The organism is Curtobacterium sp. UNCCL20, assembly GCF_900101675.1.
In the GTDB taxonomy this organism is placed as follows: domain Bacteria; phylum Actinomycetota; class Actinomycetes; order Actinomycetales; family Microbacteriaceae; genus Curtobacterium.
In genome coordinates this window covers 1,085,261-1,103,813 of record NZ_FNKG01000001.1, presented here as the reverse complement: position 1 = coordinate 1,103,813, position 18,553 = coordinate 1,085,261, and the positions used below count along the sequence as shown (strand labels likewise).

Sequence of the window (18,553 nt, the reverse complement as noted above, 5' to 3'; positions counted from 1 at the left end):
GATGATGATGCCTTTCGGTGCTGAGGTCAGTGGGCGAACAGGAACCGGTCGAACACGGCGACCGTCCCGAGCGGGTTCTCGACCTGGGGGCCGTGGTAGCTCGCCGGGATCACCTCGTAGGAGGCCCCGGTGCGCTCGGCCATCGCCCGCTGCCACGGGATCGGCCAAGCCCCGTCCCACTCCCCGTGCGCGACGAGGACCGGCAGGCCGGTGGCGCGCAGTTCGTCCGAGGCGTCGGTGTGGTCCTCGAGGATGTGCCCGCCGGCGACGACGCTGAGCGGGCTCGTCGCGTCGAACCGGTCGCGCACCATCCGGACGTCATCGGGGAGCTCGTCGTCGGGGCGACCGGCCCAGAGCGGGTTCGTCGCGTCGAACAGCACGCGGTTGTTCCCGCCGGTGTCGTGCATGATCGTCAGCTCGGTGACCTTGCGGTACGGCCAGCCGTACGGGCCGGAGCAGAACTGCACGACGTCGCGGAACGACGACGGGGAGGCGATCGCGGCCGCGCGGACGATGACCCCGCCGAGCGAGTGCCCGATGAGGTGGACGGGCGCGCCGTCGTCGAGCAGGGCGGCGACCCGGACGACGTCGGCCGCTTCTTCGTGCAGGGAGTAGTCGCGGGGCTCCGTGGGCGCTGCGGAGTCGGCCTGACCGCGCCGACTGATCGCCACCGCGGTCCAGCCGGCGTCGCGGAGCACCGGCAGGAAGGTCCGCCAGTCCTCCTTCGAGCCGGTGTACCCGGGGACGATCAGGACGGTCCCCTTCGAGGGACCCTCCGGGACGACGCGGTAGGCGGTGAGCCGACCGACGGGCAGGTCGATCCCGACGACGTCGACGCCCTCGGGGGTCGGCAGGTGCCCGAAGGCCGGGACCGTCGGGAAGTCGTGGAGCGTGGTCACAGTCGTCCTTCCGCCAGGGCACGACGCGGGTTCGGGACGGCGTCGAGCAGGGCGATCGTGTACGGGTCCTGCGGGTGCTGCAGGACCTCGGCGGTGTTCCCCCGCTCGACCACGGCGCCCTCGTGCAGCACCATGATGTCGTCGGTGATGAGGCGTGCGCTCAGCAGGTCGTGCGTGATGTAGAGGAGCGAGACGCCCCACTGCTCACGCAGGTCCTCGAGCAGTGCGAGCACGCCGGCACGGAGCGTCACGTCGAGCATCGACACCGGCTCGTCGGCGATGATCACCTGCGGGTCCGACGCGAGCGCCCTGGCGATGACGACACGCTGCCGCTGCCCGCCGGACAGCTGGTGCGGGAGCTTCTGCGCGAACTGCTCCACCGGGGTCAGCCCCACGGTCTCGAGCAGTTCGAGCACCCGGCGTCGTGCGTCCCGGCCGCGGAGCCCGGTGTAGTTCACGACCGGACGGGTCAGCGTGTACTCGACCGTGTGCAGCGGGTTGAGCGCCGCGTACGGGTCCTGGAACACCATCTGCACCTCGGACCGCAGGTCGCGGAGTCCGCGGCGGCCGAGGCGCGCGACGTCGAGGTCACCGAAGCGGACCGTGCCCGAGGTCGGCTTCTCGACGCCGGTGAGCATCTTCGCGATGGTCGACTTGCCCGACCCGGACTGGCCGACGAGGGCGAGCGACTGCCCGGGCTCGAGCGTGAACGACACGTCGCGCACCGCACGGACCGGGTCCTCACCGCGGCGCGGCGGGGCGTACGTCTTCACCAGGTCGGACACCACGATCGGGTTCTTCGCCGCCGAACGCTCACGGGAGCCGACGGTGCTGAACGACGAGGTGGTCTCCTGGCGCTTCTCCCCCGACTCGGCGCGGAGCGAGCGGTCCGGGAAGCCGGGCAGCGACACGATCGAGGCGCGCGGGTCGGCGTAGTGCGACAGCAGCATCTTCGTGTACTCGTCCTGCGGGTCGCGCAGGATCTCCTTCGAGCCGCCGTCCTCGACGATGCGGCCCTCGTGCATGACGAGGACGCGTTCGGTCGCCTCGAGGACGATGCCGAGGTCGTGGCTGATCAGGATCGCCGTGAAGCCCTCGGTGCGCTGCAGCTCGATGATGGTGTCCATCACGGCGTGCTGCACGAGGACGTCGAGCGCCGTCGTCGGCTCGTCGAACACCATGAGGCGCGGCTCGAGCGAGAGTGCCAGGGCGATCGACACACGCTGCCGCATCCCGCCGGAGAGCTCCCCCGGGTAGCGCGCCAGCATCGAGACGGGCAGCTTCACCTTCTCGATGAGCTCCTTCATCCGGGCGTCCCACCGTTCGCGCGGCACGTGGCCGTGCGCCTTGAAGACGTCGATGAAGTGGTTGCGGATCGTGCGGACCGGGTTGAGCGCGTTCATGCCCGACTGCAGCACCATCGCGAAGCCGCCCTGGCGCTGCTGGCGGAGCTGCTCGTCGTCGAGGTCACGGATGTCGTGCCCGCCGAAGACGATGCTGCCGCCGTTGGTGCGCGCCGGCGGCTTCTGCAGCCGGGTCAGCGCGTAGCCGAGGGTCGACTTGCCCGAGCCGGACTCGCCGACCAGGCCGACGAACTCGCCCTTCCGGAGCCGGAACGAGACGTGGTCGACCGCCTGGACGGCCTCCTGGCCGGCGGACTCGTAGACGACCGACAGGTCGCGCACGTCGAGCAGGACGTCACCACCGTCGGACTGGAGGCGCGTGGCGGCGCCGTCCCGCGCCTCCAGGCCGTCTGCTGCCTGCGATCGCGAGCCGCTCATGCGGTTGCCTCCTTCTTGCGGCGCGCGCCCTCGCGCAGCCGTGGGTTGGACACGGCGTCGACGCCGAAGTTGATGAGGGTGAGGCTCATCGCGAGGAGTGCGATGCAGAGACCCGGGGCGAAGAGCAGGATCCACTGGCCGGTCAGCAGGGCGTTGGAGTTCTGCGCCCAGTAGAGGATCGTGCCCCAGCTGACGATCGACGAGTCGCCGAGTCCGAGGAACTCGAGGCCCGCCTCGGCGAGGATCGCGCTCGTGGCCGCACCGAAGAACGAGCCCACGATGAGCGAGGTCATGTTCGGCAGGATCTCGCGGAAGACGATGCGGGTCGCACCCTCACCGGAGAACTGGGCCGCCGTGACGAAGTCGCGACCGCGGAGGGACTGCGTCTGGCTCCGCAGGACGCGCGCCCCCCACGCCCAGCCGGTGACGACGATCACCGCGATGATCACCGCGATGCCGCCGTTCTGCAGGTACGCCGCGATCACGATCATGAGCGGGAGGCCCGGGATCACGAGGAAGAGGTTCACGATGAACCCGATGACCTCGGCGATCCAGCCGCGGACGTAGCCCCAGCTGAGGCCGATCGCGACCGCGACCAGCGTCGAGAGGAGGCCCGCCACGGCACCCACGAGCACGGAGATCCGGGCGCCGTAGATGATCTGGGAGAGGACGTCCTCGCCGGCGGCGGTGGTGCCCATCCAGTGCGCACCGGTGGCGTCGGCGGACCGGGCGAAGCCGTTCTGCGACGCACCGTAGGGGGCGAGGAGCGGGGCGAAGATCGCGACCAGGACGAACACGGCGAGGATGATGATGCCGATCCGGGCCTTCGTGTTCGACCAGACGACGCCGAACTGGCGGCCTGCGGCTCGCCACCTGGACGGGGCGGCCTGGTCTTCCGTGTCGTGGGTCCGTACTGCGACGGTTGCGTTGTTCGTCATCGACGCGTCCTCGGGTCCAGGACGCCGTAGAGGACGTCCACGATGAAGTTGGCGATGAGCACCGACACGGTGATCATCAGGAAGAGTGCCTGCATGAGCGGGTAGTCCTGGCCGATGACGGCGTTGAACAGCAGGTAGCCGATGCCCGGGTAGCCGAACACCTGCTCGACGAGCACCGACCCGCCGACCACGCCGCCGAGCGCCAGCCCGAAGCCGGTCAGGTTCGGCAGGATCGCGTTGCGGGCCGCGTACCGGATCGCGACCGTGCGACCGCGGAGACCGTTCGCCTCGGCGAAGGTCACGTAGTCGTCACCGAGGGTGTTGATCATCGCGTTGCGCATGCCGATGATCCAGCCGCCGAGGCTCGTCACCAGGATCGTGACCGCCGGCAGGACCGCGTGCTGCAGGGCGTCGCCGATGAACGCTCCGGAGAGGCCCGGTGTCGTCGTCGCCGAGTAGGCACCCGTGGTCGGGAACCAGTGCAGCACGTAGCCGAGGAAGAACAGCAGCAGGAGCGCCGTCCAGAAGTACGGGAACGTCGACATGAACGACCCCGACAGGGTGGGCAGCGAGTCCAGCCAGGTGCCGCGCTTCCACGCCGCCCCGACACCGATCAGGGTGCCGAGCACGAACGCGAGGATTGTCACGACCCCGACGAGGATGAGCGTGTACGGCAGCGCCCGGGCGACGAGGTCACCGACCGGCTGCGGGTAGAACGTGTAGCTCGTGCCGAAGTCGAGCGTGACGACCTGGTGCAGGTAGCTGACGTACTGGTCCCACAGGTTGCCGGTCGGGACGCCGAGTTGGGCCTCGATGGCCTTCTTCGTGGCGTCGGTGACCGGGCCGTTCTGGCTGAGCTTCGCCAGGGCTGCGTCCGTCGGGCTGCCCGGCATGAGGCGCGGGAGCACGAAGTTCAGCGTGACCGCGGCCCAGAGGGTGAGGACGAAGAGGACGAGTTTCTGGAGGATGTACTTCACTTCTGGTCCTCCTGCTGCTTCGCGTCCTTCTGCTCCTGCAGGATCTTCTGGCCGGCGGCGCTGTCACGCAGTCGCAGCTTGGAGAAGATGAGCAGCGGAGCCGAGTCGTAGTTCTGCGGTGCCATGTACGGGTCCTCCGCGCTCGGCCAGCCGACGAACTTGCTGGTGTTGAAGAGGCCCCAGAGTCCGCCGTAGTACATCCCGATCACCGGCAGGTCGTTGTACACGATCTCCTGCAACTGGTCGAGGATCTCCTGCTGCTTCGCGGTGTCCGTCGTCGCCTTGTACCCGTCGAGCAGCTTCTGGGTGTCGGCGTTCTTGTAGCGCTCGTAGTTGTTCACCGTCGACTTGCCGACCGGCTGGTAGAAGTCGCTCGACAGCAGGGAGTTGAACGCCTGGTACACGTCGCCGTTGCCCATGCCACCCATCGCCATGTCGAACGTGCCGTTGTTGATCGCCTGCTGGTAGCCGGCGGGCTGCGGGGCGCTGATGGTGACCTTCACGCCGATCGCGGTGAGGTCACGACGGACCTCCTGCGCGGCGCGGAGCCAGTCGGAGTAGCCGTTCGCGGTCGTGATCGTGATGGAGAGCTGCTTGCCGTCCTTGACGATCTTCCCGTCCTGCACCGTGTAGCCGGACTTCTCGAAGGAGGCGATCGCCGCCTTCGTGTCCTGCGTCACGACGCCGCTGTTCGGGATGTCCTCGTTCACGTACTGCTGCTGGTTCGGCAGGATCAGCCCGGTCTGCGCTGCGGCCGTGAGGTTGCCCTCGGTCGCGGTCTCGGCGATGTCGTCGCGGTCGAGTGCGAGCGAGATCCCCCGGCGCACGTTGACGTCGTTGTAGGGCGCCTTCGTCAGGTTCGGGATGAGCCCGATCACACCGCCCGGCGGGAACCAGTACGTGTTCGTCTTCGACGCGGCACCCCAGGTGCCCTTCACGTCGGAGATGAACGAGTACGCCCAGTCGTAGCCGCGCGTGACGGTGTCGAGCTGCGTGTTCGTCGCCGGGAGGATGAGGTGCTTGATGGCGATCTTGTCGGCCTGCCAGTACCGCTTGTTCTTGTCCATCGAGTACTGCTGGTCGGTGTAGTTGCCGAGGACGAACGGACCGGTGCCGACGGGGTTCGGGTCCCGCCAGGTCGTCGGGTCCTTCACCTTGCCCCAGTGCTGCTCGCCGAGGATGTACGTCTGCCCGATGATCGTCAGGCTCGGCACGTCCTCCGACTTCAGGTGGAAGACCACGTGCTGGCCCCGCTGCTCGATCGTGTCGATGTGCTGCCAGGCGCCCTTGACGTCCATCGCGGGGAACTTCTTCAGCAGGTCGAACGTGAAGACCACGTCCTTCGCGCTGAACGCGTCACCGTTGGACCACTCGACGCCGCTGCGGATCGTCATGTCGATCGTCTTCGCGTCCGGCTGCGACCACGAGCTCGCGAGCCACGGGTTGCGCTTGCCGTCGAGGGGGTTCACCTCGATGAGCGGCTCGTACATCCACTTCGACGCCGTGCGGGCGTTCGCGATGTACGGGTTGAAGTTGCGGTCGAACAGCGGGTTGCCGTGGTCCGCGTTGATGAGCATCGTGTCCTCGCCGATGCTCGGGTCCGGCTGGGAGCGGACCTGGATGCTGCAGCCGGTGGCCGCGAGGGCCATGACCGCGACGCCGGCGATGGCCGCGATGAGGCGGCCTCGGCGGCGGGCGCGCGGGGCGCGCGGGCTGCCCGGTGTGCGCGGCTCGTGTTGCCCGCGCGTGCGCTGTGGGGGAAGCGTCATTGCTCGGTCGACCTCCGTGTCGAGTGGGTACGCACACAATGTATGCGCTTACATCGCGTTCCGCAACCGAGGCGTTGTTTCCCGGGGCGATGCGGAACCGGAGTACTGGCGGCACGTCCGCGCCGAGTGGCGACGACGTGCCGCTCACGTTCGCCGAGAGGTCACGACCTGTCGCCCACCGCCGCCGAGCGTGACGAATTGGGCCCGCTCGGCGAGGGCGGGCCAGCGCCACGTCCGCGCCGAGTGGTCACAACAGCACGCCGGCTACAGGGTGGGCGGGCAGCTCTCGCGCAGCAGCACCTCGACGGGCAACCGGGTGGCGCGGGGCGGCCCCTCGAGTCGTTCGAGCCGGTCCACGATCGCCCGGACCGCAGCCCGGCCGAGCTCGCCCATCGGCTGGTGCACGGTGGTGAGCGGCGGCACCGAGAACCGCCCGGCGTCGATGCCGTCGAAGCCGGTGACCACCAGGTCTTCCGGCACCCGGACACCCCGGGCCACGGCCGCGTCGAGCACCCCGAGCGCGGACTGGTCGTTCGAGCAGACGATCGCTCGCGGCACCTCGGCGGCGTCGAGCAGCTGCGCCGCGAGCTCCCGCGCGCGGACACGGCCGAAGTCACCGTGCACGACGCGGATCGACGAGGCCGGGACGCCGTGGTCGTCGAGCGCCTGCCGGAAGCCCGCCGACCGCTCCATGTCGTCCGGGGAGTCGATCGGGCCGGCGAGGTAGGCGAGGGACCGGATACCGAGACGCCCGATGACGTGCGAGCCGAGCGTCCGCATGCCCGCGGCGTTGTCGACGCTGACGGAGTCGAAGCCGTGCGAGCGCCGATCGTCGGCCAGCACGACGACCGGGATGCGCCGGGCAACGTGCTCGAGCAGGTCGTCGGGGACGGTCTGGGCGAGCACCGCGAGCCCGTCCACCCGGCCGGCGACGTCGTTCACGATCACGTCGCGCGAAGACCCCCGTCCGGCGGCGACCATGAGCGCCAGGCCGCGCTGCCACGCCTCGGTCTCGGCGCCGCGGAGGACCTCGTCGAAGTACAGGTTCGACGAGAACGGCTGGGTCACGTGCTGCCGGTCGTCGACGATCCGGACGCCGCCGTCGGTCACGAGGTCGGGGCGTTCGTCGGGCACGACGTCGAACCCGGGCAGCAGCAGCCCGACCACGCCGGTGCGCTTGCCGGCGAGGGCCCGCGCGTTGCCGGACGGGACGTACCCGAGCGTCCGGATCGCCGCCTGGACGCGGTCGCGCGTGCCCTCGCGGACGGCGTCTGGCGTCCGGAGCACGCGGGACACGGTGGCGATGGAGACGCCTGCGGCAGAGGCCACGTCGTAGACCGTGGGAGGTGCCGTGCGCTGCTCGGCCAAGCCGTGCCTCCCGTCGGACGTCCGTTGCTCGCGTGCCGCGAGCCGGCGGCCGCACCATCCTAGGCACGGAGCGAGCAGGGACTTCTCCACGGGTGCCGGAAACCCCTTGCGTTCTGCGGACAATGAGCGCCACACTGTCTCAACCTCAGTACGTCCCGTGAGGAAGCGCATTGGCGGGCCGGGTGCCCGCACCTGACAACGATGCCCACACACAGGGGAAGGACGACCACATGTCACAGTCGACTCGTTCCGGCAGCAAGTTGGCTCAGCGGCTCACCACCGATGAGCAAGAGGTCAAGGACGCACTGCTCGACCACTCGGACGGCAGCACGGCGTGGATCTTCGATCAGCTCGACGCGGCTGAGGACCGCGCGGCGAGACCGTAGGTCGCGTCCGGCTCACCACTCCCGGCCCGGAGGCGCGGTGCGGGTCCGTCCGTACCGCGCCTCGACGGCTGGTCGCGTTCCAGAGCCGTCGTCGCACATCGGCGCCGTCGACGCACATCGGCGCCGTCGGCACGCAAGCGCGCGTCAGCGCTCGGTGCTGCCGACGATCGCCATGCCCGCTCCGCGGAGCCGACGCCGCTCCTGCGCGATCCACGCGAGCAGCCGGTCGTTGGTCCCGGCGACGTGCGCCGCGAGCAGGTCGGCCGCCCCGTCGGCGTCGCCCGCGCGGACGGCGTCGATGATGGCGCTGTGCTCGTCCCACGCAGCGTCGCGGGCTTCGGGCGTTCGCACCTCGATCCAGCGTGTCCGCTCCAGGCGGGTGAGTGCATCGGCGATCGCGTCGGTGATGAACCGGTTGCCACCGAGCGCGGCAAGGTCGAGGTGGAACGTCGACCCCATCCGGATGCCGGCCTGCCGGTCGGGCGTCGGTCGCAGCGCGTCGAGGTGCGCACGGACCGCGTCGAGCTGCTCCTCGGACGCACGGGCGACGGCGAGCCGGGCGGCGGCGGGTTCGAGCACGCCGCGGAGCTCGGCGAGCGACGCGATCTCGTCGAGGTCGATCGGGGTGACCGTCCACGAGCGGCCCTCGTGCAGGATCAGCCCTTCGCGCTCGAGCCGCGACAGGGCGGCTCGGACGGGAGTCCGCGACGCGTGGAACCGCGCCTCGAGACCGCGCTCCGAGATGCGCTCCCCGGGGGCGATCTCGAGCGTCAGGATCGCGGAGCGGAGGTTGTCGTAGAGCTGGCTCGTCTGCGACACCGGCGCTGCATCGGTCGTCTCGGTCACGGCCATCAAGCCTAGTAGCGCGGGACACGGGATGGTATACCGTTTTGGTATACCAACCAGTTCCGCGATGAAACGGTGCCCGTGACCGCCACTGCCCCAGCTCCGACGATCCCCACGCGCGCCTGGACGATGCTCGCGCTCGGCGTCGCCGCGCAAGCCGCGGGCACCCTCGTGGTGTCCGCCCCGGCGCTGCTCATCCCGTACCTGCACGCGCAGGGGACCTCACTCACCCTCGCCGGGCTGCTCGCCGCCGCGCCGACGTTCGGCATGGTCCTGACGCTCATCGCCTGGGGCGCGGTCACCGACCGCTTCGGCGAGCGCGTCGTCATCGCCGGCGGGCTCGTGCTCACCACGCTCGCGGTCGTCGCCGCTTGGGCTGCGGCCGGGAACCCGGTCCTGCTCGGGCTGGCGTTCCTCGCCGCGGGGATGACCAGTGCCTCGACCAACGCGGCGAGCGGCCGGGTCGTCGTCGGGTGGTTCCCGAAGGAGCGGCGGGGGCTGGCGATGGGCATCCGGCAGATGTCCCAGCCGCTCGGGGTGACGCTCGCCGCGGTCACGGTCCCACAGCTCGCCGAGGTCTCCGGCATCCGTGCAGCCCTCGTGCTGCCGGTCGTGCTGTGCGCCGTGCTCGCCGTGCTGTGCGCGATCGGCATCGTCAACCCGCCCCGTCCGGCTCGCGCGGAGGCTCCGGTCGAGCACGTCGCGAACCCGTACCGGTCGACCGGGTTCCTGTGGCGCATCCACGCGGTGTCGATCCTGCTCGTGGTGCCGCAGTTCACGCTCTCGACGTACGGGTTGGTCTGGCTGGTGGGCCTCGGTTGGTCGACGCCCGCGGCCGGCCTGCTCGTCGGGGCGTCGCAGTTCGTCGGGGCGATCGGCCGGATCCTCGTCGGCGCGTGGAGCGACCGTGCCGGTTCGCGGGTGGGACCGCTGCGCATCGTGGCCCTCAGCGCCGCGGTGGTGATGGGGCTGCTCGCGCTCGTGGACGCGACGCACCTCGCCGCCGCCGCGGTCTTCCTCGTCGTCGCGACGAGCGTCACCGTCGCGGACAACGGCCTGGCGTACACCTCGGTGGCCGAGGCAGCGGGTCCGTTCTGGTCGGGGCGGGCGCTCGGGGCCCAGAACACCGGGCAGTTCATCGCGGCGAGCGCCGTCGGGCCCGGTGTCGGCGCGTTGGTCAGTGCCGTCGGTTTCGCGGCGTCGTTCGGGGTCGTCGCGGTCCTGCCCCTGCTGGCGCTCCCGCTCGTGCCGCGGCGGGACCGCTCGCACGACTGACACGGCGACCGGCGACCGGCGACCAGCGACCGGCGCGGACGGGAGGCGCGTGGCGGTGTCGCCACGTGCCTCCCGTCCGTCAGCGGGTCACCGCACCCAAGCCGGTCACCGCACTCAGGCGGGCACCGCCGGTCCCACCGGCCACCGGAGGAGCGCCGACGCGGCCGCACCGCTCGGCAGCGACGCCGCGTTCACGAGCACCAACTCGGCGTCCGTCAGGATGATCGCCCGGACGAGCGCACACACCGCCGGGACCTGTGCCAGCACCCCGGCGCCGGCCGCCTGCTCGGGCGCGGTCGCCACCCACGGCGCTGCGTCGAGCGCGTAGAGCTTCCGGTCACCGAGCGCGCCGGCGTCGAGCGCGACCACCGCCGCCTGCGCCTGCTGCAGCGCGCTGACGACCGGGCCGATGCCGCTCACGCTCTCGTTGTCCCCGCGCCCCTCGTGCGTGCGGAGCAGGTCCTGCACGTCGTGCCGTCGCGAGGCGAGGACCCGGGCGAGCGCGAGGTTCACGTGCTGCACGAGCGCCTTCTCGGACGCGTCGTCGGCGCGCGGGTCGACGGGCACCTCGGTGACGAGGGCGCGGGTCGACGCGGAGAGCTCGCCCCGGAGGAGTTCGCGCGCTCGGATGTCCCCGGCGACGACGATGAGCCGGGGGGACGTGGCCTTGACGGTCTCCTCGATCGCCGCGGCGACCTCACCCGCGGTCTGCTTCCAGATCTCCTCGGTGTGCTGCTGCCAGTGCGACTGCTTCCACCCGTCGCCGGACTTGGTCTTGTGCAGCGTGTCGGTGCGGCCCTGGATGCGCTGCTCGTCCTCGGGTGCACCGGACGGCGCGTGGCCGAGTCGGTAGCCGCGGAACCCGCCACCGGCACGCCCCACCTGGACGACGAGGAACGGCAGGTCGAACGGGCGGTGTGCCAGCAGCGGGAGCAGGTCGGGGACCGCTCCGGTCCCGATGGACTCCGCGCCGCGGAGGCGCCCGGGCAGGACCTCGCTCAGGACCAGCTCGTCGTCGCGGACGAGCACGTACCGGGCCACCGGCGCCGGGACGCCGGGCTGCTCGACGAGCGCTTCCTCGATGATCTCGACCGCGCGGGCGGAGCCACCCTGCTCCGTGAGGGCGTCGGACACGGTGCGACGCTGGAGGGCAGCGATGCGGCGGGGGTCCTCGCGGTTCCCCGAGGCGTCGACGTAGGCCCAGGTCCAGGTGCCGGGCGACTGCAGCGCCTCGACGAGCCCGGACGCCAGCGCGGTCTTCTCACGCGTCGTCTGCGCCATGGTCCACCACCTTCCCCTCGGAGACCTGGTCGGTCTCGGTCGTGTACACCGGCGTGCCGGCGCCGGCGGCGTCGTCCTCGGCGACGGTGTTCGTCGTGTCGTCCTGCAGCTCGCCCTCGAGTTCGCCGTCGTACCCGGACGCATGCAGCGTCTCCGCGTCGTCGGTGTCGTCGGGGACCGCCTCGGACTGTCGGAACTCCTCGACGTGGCTGTTGCTGCCGTGCCCCTGGACGATGCTCTGCGCCTCGTGCGCGAGCTGCTCGTCGAGTTCGGGCTTGTGGGTGGTGTTCCCGCGATCGGTCATCGCTTCTCCTCCCGTTCGTGCCGGAGGTGGCGCTGGTCGCCGTTCCGGCTGCCGTCGGACAGCCGGTGCGGCTGCCGCGCGACAACCGTCGTCGGCTGTCGTGCGACCCACCGTCCGCGCATTCGGCTGGAGCGGTTCCAAGGTCGCAGCGAACGCCCAGCGATGGCGCCCCAGCTGGGCACTACCACCACGAAAGTGCAAGCACACTCGGTTTTGTGGTTGGCTGAACCGCAACCCCGATCGACGACGAACCGAGGTGCTGGCAATGACGCCGACGACTCCACGACGACCATTCACACGACGACAGCTGTTCGGCTTCGGTATCGGAGCGGCGGCCACCGGCCTCCTCGCCGGGTGCGCGGTGCCGGGCTCGACGAACGTGAACAAGGCAGCGGTCATCCCCGCCGCCGCGAGCGGACAGAAGGTCACGCTCACCTACTGGGCGTGGCTCAAGGACCTGCAGAAGGTCTGCGACGTCTGGAACGCGTCCCACCCGGACATCCAGGTCAACGCCAACTGGATCCCCGGCGGCAACAGCGGCGGGTACCAGAAGATGTACTCGGCGCTCGCGGCCGGCGGTGGCCCGGACATCGGCCAGGTCGAGCTCCGGCAGATCCCCGAGTTCATGCTCGCGAACGGCCTGGTCGACCTCGCCCGGTACGGCGCGAAGGACCACCAGGCGAAGTACGACGACGCGGCGTGGGCCCAGGTGTCGTTCGTGGACGGGGTCTTCGGCATCCCGCAGGACACCGGCCCGATGGGCTTCTACTACCAGACGGCGCTCCTCGAGCAGGCCGGCGGCGAACCCCCGAAGACGTGGGACGAGTGGCGCGACCTGGCCGAGAAGGTCCGGAAGACCGGCCCGCAGAACTACCTCGAGGTGTTCCCGGTCGCCGATGCGTCCCCCTTCGCGGCGTACGCGCAGCAGGCCGGGGCGCGGTGGTTCAAGGTCGACGGCGACGAGTGGGTCGTCGACATGACCGACGACAAGACCCTGATGGTCGCGGAGTTCTTCGACGGCGTCATCGACGACAAGCTCGTCGACACCAGTGCCGGCGCCTACTCCCCCGGCTGGTACGCCTCGGCCGCGAGCGGCAAGATCGCCGCGGTCACGAGCGCGAGCTGGGGCGACGCCCTCATCGAGTCCGTGCAGGGCGGCGAGGGCAAGTGGAAGGTCGCCCCGATGCAGACCTGGGGCGACTCCGGCTTCGGGTCGAGCGCGATCGGCGGCTCGACGGCCGCCGTCCTGGCGAACTCGCAGCACCCGAAGGAGGCGCTCGAGTTCATCACCTGGATGACCACCTCGAAGGCGGGCATCGACGCGATGATCAAGCACTGCGGCATCGGCTGGTCGCCCGCGAAGGACTACATCGGCAAGCAGCGTGAACAGCCGTCGAAGTGGTTCTCCGGGCAGAACTACAACGAGGAGGTGTTCGTCCCCGCCGCGAAGGAGCAGAACGTCGACTGGTCGTGGTCGCCCGTGACGCAGTCCGCGTTCACGTCCCTGCAGAACCAGTTCCGCCGCAAGCTCACAAGCGGCCTGAAGCTCACCGACGCGGTGGAGCTCGCACAGCGGGAGATCGTCCAGTCCTTCAAGGACAAGGGACTGAGCGTGAGGACGGCACGATGACCACGACGCAGCCGAAGAACGGCTTCCGCACGAGCACGAAGGCCACGAGCGCGCAGAAGCGCGCTCCGTGGATCCTCCTCGCACCCTTCCTCGCCCTGTTCCTGCTGACGTTCGTCATCCCGATCATCAGCGCGCTGTTCCAGTCGTTCACCACGGTCGACCGTCAGGGTCTGTTCGGCGAGGACGGCGTCACCGGCCGCTTCGCCGGCTTCGACAACTACGTCACCGCGCTGAACGACACCGGCTTCGTCGCGTCGATCGGCCGCATGCTCCTGTTCGGCGTCGTCCAGGTCCCGGTGATGATCATCGCCTGCACGATCCTGGCGCTGCTGCTCGAGTCGGCGAGCGCCCGCTGGCCGGGCTTCTTCCGCGCGGTCTACTTCATGCCGTACGGCGTCCCCGGCGTCATCGCCACGATCCTGTGGTCGTTCCTGTACGTGCCCGGCCTGTCACCGATCGTGTCCCTGCTGCAGTCGATCGGGTTGCAGCCGGACTTCCTCGGAGCGAACAGCGTGCTCTGGTCCATCGCGAACATCGTCACGTGGACGTACACCGGCTACAACATGCTCATCATCGTGGCGCAGCTGAAGTCCATCCCCGGCGAGGTGTACGAGGCCGCGAAGGTGGACGGTGCGAACGCGTTCCAGGTCGCGTGGCGGATCCAGATCCCGCTCATCGCGCCGGCCCTGGTGCTCACGACGGTGTTCTCGATCATCGGCACGCTGCAGCTCTTCGCGGAGCCGCAGATCCTGTCGACGGTCGCCCCGGCGATCGACACCGAGTACACGCCGAACTACGCCGCCTACACGAACGCGTTCGCGTTCAACGAGTACGGCGTCGCGAGTGCGCAGGCGGTCATCATCGCGTTGGCCGCCTTCATCCTGTCGTTCGCGTTCCTCGCGCTGACGAACCGGCCACCGAAGGACGAGCGCGATCGACGGAAGCGGAACCGGCAGGACGGCCTGGAGGCGCGGCGTGCGCTCCAGACGCGCGCATCCGCCCGACCGGTGGTCACCACCCAAGCCGACACGGGCCTCCAGGCCGGTCGCGTCGCGACCACGGAAGGGACTGGACGATGACCAGCGAAGCCATCGAAGCGCCGGCCACGGCGAAGACCGCCGTCCCCGTCGACACCACCTCGATCAGCGCGCACCAGCGCCGCAGGCTCGACCGCTCGGGGAAGTCCCAGATCGTCGTGACCGGGATCCTGGTCGTCGTCGCGCTGTACTTCCTCGTCCCGCTGTACTGGGTCGTCATCGCCGCCACGAAGACCACCGGAGCGCTGTTCTCGACGAACGGCTTCTGGTTCGGTGGCGACTTCGCCCTGTTCAGCAACATCCAGCAGGTGTTCACGTACGACGGCGGGATCTTCGTCCGCTGGATCGCGAACAGCATCCTGTACTCGGGCGTCGGCGCGGTCCTGGCGACCTACTTCGCCGCGGCCGGCGGCTACGCGCTCGCGAAGTACGAGTTCCGGGGGCGCCAGCTCGTGTTCGGCTCGATCCTCGGCGGCGTGCTCGTGCCGGGGACCGCGACGGCACTGCCGCTGTTCCTGCTGTTCTCGACGCTCGGCCTGACCGACACGTACTGGAGCGTGCTCATCCCGAGCCTCGTCTCACCGTTCGGCCTGTTCCTCTGCCGGGTGTACGCGGCGGCCTCGGTCGAGACGACGCTCCTCGAGCAGGCACGCATCGACGGCGCCGGGGAACTGCGGATCTTCCACACGATCGTGCTCCGGCAGATGACGCCGGCGCTCGTGACGGTGTTCCTGTTCCAGGTCGTCGGCATCTGGAACAACTTCTTCCTGCCGCTCATCATGCTGGCAGACCAGAAGCTGTACCCGATCACACTGGGACTCAACAACTGGCGGTCCCAGGTGGACCGACTGCCGGAGTTCTACCAGCTCACCACCGGCGGGGTGCTCGTCTCGGTCATCCCGCTCGTCATCGCCATCATCGTCCTGCAGCGCTTCTGGCGCGGGGGCCTCACGGAAGGATCGGTCAAGGGTTGACCAACGCCGCCATCGACGACCTGCACACCACCACGCCGGGTTCGGCGTCCCGACTGGCACCTCGTGCCTGGTTGCACACGGACGCTCCCGCCCTGTCACTGAACGGGGAGTGGGACTTCCGGTGGTCGCCGGTGGCGGACGCCCCGCCGTTCGACGACGCCGACGGGTGGGGGTCGCTGCCGGTGCCGGCGCACTGGGTCCTGCACGGACACGGGGCGCCGAGCTACACGAACCTGCAGTACCCCTTCCCGATCGATCCGCCGCACCCGCCGGAGGAGAACCCGACCGGCGACTACCGACGGACCTTCACGCTGCCGTCGTCGTTCGACGCCGCGGCCCGGGTGCTGCTCCGGTTCGACGGCGTCGAGTCGCACTTCCGGGTGTGGCTGAACGACGCGCTCGTCGGGTGGAGTACCGGGTCGCGCCTGGCGACCGAGTTCGACGTGACCGGACTGCTGCGCCCCGGGACGAACGAGGTCCGGGTCCGGGTGCACCAGTGGTCGGCGGCCTCGTACCTGGAGGACCAGGACCAGTGGTGGCTGCCCGGCATCTTCCGTGACGTGACCCTGCTCGCCCGGCCGACGGCGCCGATCGACGACGTGTTCGTCCGCGCCGGGTGGACCGCGGTGCTCGGGGACGCCGCCACTGCCGGGACGGCCGCGTCGGGTCGGCCGGCCACCGGCACGGGGACGATCACGTTCCCGACGCTCGACGCCGTGTTCCCGGTGCGGTTCGCCGTGCCGTCGCTCGGCGTCGACGTGGTGTGGGCCGAAGCCGACGACGTGCAGCCGATCGAGGTCGACGGGGTCGAGCCGTGGAGCGCCGAGCTGCCGAGGCTGTACGACGCGACGCTCGTCTCGGGGACGGACGCCGGTGGCAGCTCGGGCGGGGAAGCCGTGTCGCTCCGGCTCGGATTCCGCACCGTGGCGATCGAGGGTGACCGGTTCCTGGTCAACGGCGAACGCGTGGTCTTCCACGGCGTGAACCGGCACGAGACCCACCCGGAACGCGGACGCGTCTTCGACGAGGAGCACGCCCGCGCCGACATGGCGCTCATGAAGCGGCACAACGTCAACGCGATCCGGACGTCGCACTACCCGCCGCACCCGCGGGTGCTCGACCTCGCCGACGAACTCGGCTTCTGGGTGATCCTCGAGTGCGACCTCGAGACGCACGGGTTCGTCTTCACCGACTGGGTCGGCAACCCCTCCGACGACCCCGCCTGGCGGGACGCCTACCTCGACCGCATCGCCCGGACGCTCGAGCGGGACAAGAACCACGCGTCCATCGTGATGTGGTCGCTCGGCAACGAGTCCGGCACCGGGCGGAACCTCGCGGCGATGTCGCAGTGGGTGCACGACCGCGACGCCGAACGCCCCGTGCACTACGAGGGCGACTACACGGGCGAGTACACCGACGTCTACTCGCGGATGTACCCGTCGCTGCAGGAGACCGAGTCCATCGGCGGCGGCCCCGCCACACCCCTGCTCGGCTGCGGCCCGGCGGCAGCGGCGCGGCAGCGGTCGAAGCCGTTCATCCACTGCGAGTACGTGCACGCGATGGGGAACGGCCCGGGACAGATCGCCGAGTACGAGGCGCTCGTCGACCGGTACCCCCGCCTGCACGGCGGCTTCGTGTGGGAGTGGCGCGACCACGGTCTCCTCGCCCACACGGCGACGGGTGAGCCGTACTACGCGTACGGCGGTGACTTCCACGAGGTCGTGCACGACGGCAACTTCGTGATGGACGGGCTCGTGCTGCCCGACGACACCCCGACCCCGGGGCTGGCCGAGTTCGCGGCCGTCGTCGCGCCCGTGCGCCTGTCCGCGTCGGTCGCGGGCGGGCGCGGCACCGTGCTCGTCGAGAACCGCTACCACTCCGCCTCGACCGCGGGGCTCCGGTTCCGGTGGACCCTGACGCGGAACGGCGTCGTCGAGCACGAGGGCCGCTTCGCCCCGGGCGTCGTCGCCGCACGGCAGTCGGCGACCGTGCCGGTCCCACCCGAGGTCCTCGACGCCGCCACCGCCGAACTCGCCCCGGGTGACGAACTGTGGTTCGACGTCGTCGCGGAGCTCGCCGGACCGACGGCCTGGGCGGACACCGGCCACGTCGTCGCACGCGGCCAGACGCTCGTCGCGAGCCGACCGGCCGAGGCCCCGCGCGCCTCCGGTACCGGGTGGGACGGCGACCGGCTCGGCGACGGGACGTTCAGTGCCCGCGGCGACCTGGTGTCGTGGAAGGGCCACGAGGTCGCCGGGCCCCGGCTCGAGCTCTGGCGCGGCCCCACCGACAACGACCGCGGTGCCTCGCAGGGCGGCTATGAGACGGCCGACCCGGTGCTCACGCAGGGCGTCGGCGACCCGGACGCTCCCTCGTCCGCCTCGAAGTGGACGGCCCGCGGGCTCGACCGGCTCACCCACCGGCTCGTCTCCGTGGCACGGACCGACCACGGGCTCGAGCAGCACGTCCGCGTCGCGGCGGCGAACAGCGGGTGGGGCGTCGACGTCACCCACCGCTGGACCCTGACGGCCGACGGGCTGGTGCTGCAGACCGACGCCGTGCCGTTCGGCGACTGGGACGTCACGTGGCCGCGGATCGGCGTACGGTTCGACCTGCCGCCCGGACTCGCCGACCAGGAGGCGACGTGGTTCGGCACCGGACCGCACGAGTCGTACGCGGACTCGTCGCACGCCGCTCGCGTCGGTCGGTTCACCGCGCCGGTTCGGTCGCTCGGTGCCGCCTACTCGATGCCGCAGGAGACCGGGCACCGACCGGCGCTGCGTTCGCTGTCCGTCGGGCCGTTCACGGTCACGACCGTGGGGTCGCACCGTGCCGGGTTCACCCTGTCGCCGTGGACCGCGCAGCAGATCGGCCGTGCGGGGCACCCGTACGAGCTGCCGGCGTCGGAGCACCTGTACCTGTACCTCGACGCGGCGCAGCACGGGCTGGGGTCGCGGGCGTGCGGGCTCGACGTGCTGCCGGAGCACCAGCTGTGGCCGCAGGCGTTCAGTTGGAGCGTGCTGCTGGCGTAGGGCCTGCGGCTCGGACAACCAAAGTCACCTCGAACCGCGTCGACGCGTGGTTCGAG

The 18,553-nt window shown here is 70.5% G+C and carries 15 protein-coding genes; 6 read left to right on the top strand and 9 right to left on the bottom strand.

Features of this window, described 5'->3' with window-relative positions; genetic code table 11:
* Window positions 1–26 precede the first annotated feature (26 nt).
* The 6 genes from BLT36_RS05475 to BLT36_RS05450 form a co-directional block, all read right to left on the bottom strand.
* Window positions 27–899, bottom strand: a complete 873-nt coding sequence (locus BLT36_RS05475) for an alpha/beta fold hydrolase (protein ID WP_092094359.1) — start codon at window positions 897–899, stop codon at window positions 27–29.
* On the bottom strand, window positions 896–2,680 hold the full coding sequence (locus tag BLT36_RS05470) for an ABC transporter ATP-binding protein (protein WP_254787348.1): 1,785 nt from the start codon (window positions 2,678–2,680) through the stop codon (window positions 896–898). Before BLT36_RS05470 ends, BLT36_RS05475 begins: the two co-directional genes overlap by 4 nt.
* Entirely contained in the window at window positions 2,677–3,618 is a 942-nt protein-coding gene (locus BLT36_RS05465; protein WP_092092613.1) for an ABC transporter permease, read from the bottom strand. Before BLT36_RS05465 ends, BLT36_RS05470 begins: the two co-directional genes overlap by 4 nt.
* The gene (locus tag BLT36_RS05460) at window positions 3,615–4,595 is read right to left on the bottom strand and encodes an ABC transporter permease (protein ID WP_092092610.1); all 981 of its coding nucleotides are present in this window, start codon (window positions 4,593–4,595) and stop codon (window positions 3,615–3,617) included. The genes BLT36_RS05465 and BLT36_RS05460 overlap by 4 nt, the downstream gene beginning before the upstream one ends.
* Window positions 4,592–6,364 carry an ABC transporter substrate-binding protein gene (locus BLT36_RS05455; RefSeq protein WP_254787346.1) on the bottom strand — a complete coding sequence of 591 codons (1,773 nt, stop codon included), beginning with the start codon at window positions 6,362–6,364 and terminating at the stop codon, window positions 4,592–4,594. The genes BLT36_RS05460 and BLT36_RS05455 overlap by 4 nt, the downstream gene beginning before the upstream one ends.
* Window positions 6,365–6,628: 264 nt before the next feature.
* Entirely contained in the window at window positions 6,629–7,693 is a 1,065-nt protein-coding gene (locus BLT36_RS05450; RefSeq protein ID WP_254787344.1) for a LacI family DNA-binding transcriptional regulator, read from the bottom strand.
* A gap of 269 nt (window positions 7,694–7,962) precedes the next feature.
* Here BLT36_RS05450 and BLT36_RS18635 point away from each other — a divergent pair, with 269 nt between their 5' ends.
* Window positions 7,963–8,118, top strand: a complete 156-nt coding sequence (locus tag BLT36_RS18635) for a hypothetical protein (RefSeq protein WP_175529502.1) — start codon at window positions 7,963–7,965, stop codon at window positions 8,116–8,118.
* A gap of 144 nt (window positions 8,119–8,262) precedes the next feature.
* Here BLT36_RS18635 and BLT36_RS05445 read toward each other — a convergent pair whose 3' ends face one another.
* Window positions 8,263–8,970 (bottom strand): GntR family transcriptional regulator, encoded by a 708-nt coding sequence (locus BLT36_RS05445; RefSeq protein ID WP_254787342.1) that lies wholly within the window; start codon window positions 8,968–8,970, stop codon window positions 8,263–8,265.
* Window positions 8,971–9,093: 123 nt separating this feature from the next.
* On the opposite strand from BLT36_RS05445, the gene BLT36_RS05440 reads away from it, so the two are divergent.
* Window positions 9,094–10,239 carry an MFS transporter gene (locus tag BLT36_RS05440; protein WP_092092603.1) on the top strand — a complete coding sequence of 382 codons (1,146 nt, stop codon included), beginning with the start codon at window positions 9,094–9,096 and terminating at the stop codon, window positions 10,237–10,239.
* A gap of 114 nt (window positions 10,240–10,353) precedes the next feature.
* Here BLT36_RS05440 and BLT36_RS18630 read toward each other — a convergent pair whose 3' ends face one another.
* Together BLT36_RS18630 and BLT36_RS05430 are read right to left on the bottom strand one after the other, a co-directional pair.
* The gene (locus BLT36_RS18630; protein ID WP_092092600.1) at window positions 10,354–11,520 is read right to left on the bottom strand and encodes a baeRF2 domain-containing protein; all 1,167 of its coding nucleotides are present in this window, start codon (window positions 11,518–11,520) and stop codon (window positions 10,354–10,356) included.
* A complete protein-coding gene (locus tag BLT36_RS05430; protein ID WP_092092597.1) occupies window positions 11,501–11,824 on the bottom strand; it encodes a hypothetical protein in 324 nt (107 codons plus the stop codon). The genes BLT36_RS18630 and BLT36_RS05430 overlap by 20 nt, the downstream gene beginning before the upstream one ends.
* 265 nt (window positions 11,825–12,089) lie before the next feature.
* On the opposite strand from BLT36_RS05430, the gene BLT36_RS05425 reads away from it, so the two are divergent.
* From BLT36_RS05425 to BLT36_RS05410, 4 genes are read left to right on the top strand one after another with little or no spacing between them, the layout of a single operon-like run.
* Window positions 12,090–13,454 carry an ABC transporter substrate-binding protein gene (locus tag BLT36_RS05425; protein ID WP_092092595.1) on the top strand — a complete coding sequence of 455 codons (1,365 nt, stop codon included), beginning with the start codon at window positions 12,090–12,092 and terminating at the stop codon, window positions 13,452–13,454.
* Window positions 13,451–14,533 (top strand): carbohydrate ABC transporter permease, encoded by a 1,083-nt coding sequence (locus BLT36_RS05420; protein WP_092092592.1) that lies wholly within the window; start codon window positions 13,451–13,453, stop codon window positions 14,531–14,533. The genes BLT36_RS05425 and BLT36_RS05420 overlap by 4 nt, the downstream gene beginning before the upstream one ends.
* Window positions 14,530–15,465 carry a carbohydrate ABC transporter permease gene (locus BLT36_RS05415; RefSeq protein WP_254787340.1) on the top strand — a complete coding sequence of 312 codons (936 nt, stop codon included), beginning with the start codon at window positions 14,530–14,532 and terminating at the stop codon, window positions 15,463–15,465. Before BLT36_RS05420 ends, BLT36_RS05415 begins: the two co-directional genes overlap by 4 nt.
* Window positions 15,462–18,497: a glycoside hydrolase family 2 TIM barrel-domain containing protein gene (locus BLT36_RS05410; protein WP_092092590.1), complete on the top strand. Its 3,036-nt coding sequence runs from the start codon at window positions 15,462–15,464 to the stop codon at window positions 18,495–18,497. Before BLT36_RS05415 ends, BLT36_RS05410 begins: the two co-directional genes overlap by 4 nt.
* Window positions 18,498–18,553: the final 56 nt, after the last annotated feature.

Excerpts from the sequence above, each read along its gene's own strand:
- BLT36_RS05465 (WP_092092613.1), bottom strand. The coding sequence starts at position 3,618 with ATGACGAACAACGCAACCGTCGCAGTACGGACCCACGACACGGAAGAC.
- BLT36_RS05470 (WP_254787348.1), bottom strand. The coding sequence starts at position 2,680 with ATGAGCGGCTCGCGATCGCAGGCAGCAGACGGCCTGGAGGCGCGGGAC.
- BLT36_RS05430 (WP_092092597.1), bottom strand. The coding sequence starts at position 11,824 with ATGACCGATCGCGGGAACACCACCCACAAGCCCGAACTCGACGAGCAG.
- BLT36_RS05425 (WP_092092595.1), top strand. The coding sequence starts at position 12,090 with ATGACGCCGACGACTCCACGACGACCATTCACACGACGACAGCTGTTC.
- BLT36_RS05415 (WP_254787340.1), top strand. The coding sequence starts at position 14,530 with ATGACCAGCGAAGCCATCGAAGCGCCGGCCACGGCGAAGACCGCCGTC.
- BLT36_RS18630 (WP_092092600.1), bottom strand. The coding sequence starts at position 11,520 with ATGGCGCAGACGACGCGTGAGAAGACCGCGCTGGCGTCCGGGCTCGTC.
- BLT36_RS18635 (WP_175529502.1), top strand. The coding sequence starts at position 7,963 with ATGTCACAGTCGACTCGTTCCGGCAGCAAGTTGGCTCAGCGGCTCACC.
- BLT36_RS05420 (WP_092092592.1), top strand. The coding sequence starts at position 13,451 with ATGACCACGACGCAGCCGAAGAACGGCTTCCGCACGAGCACGAAGGCC.
- BLT36_RS05455 (WP_254787346.1), bottom strand. The coding sequence starts at position 6,364 with ATGACGCTTCCCCCACAGCGCACGCGCGGGCAACACGAGCCGCGCACA.
- BLT36_RS05445 (WP_254787342.1), bottom strand. The coding sequence starts at position 8,970 with ATGGCCGTGACCGAGACGACCGATGCAGCGCCGGTGTCGCAGACGAGC.
- BLT36_RS05440 (WP_092092603.1), top strand. The coding sequence starts at position 9,094 with ATGCTCGCGCTCGGCGTCGCCGCGCAAGCCGCGGGCACCCTCGTGGTG.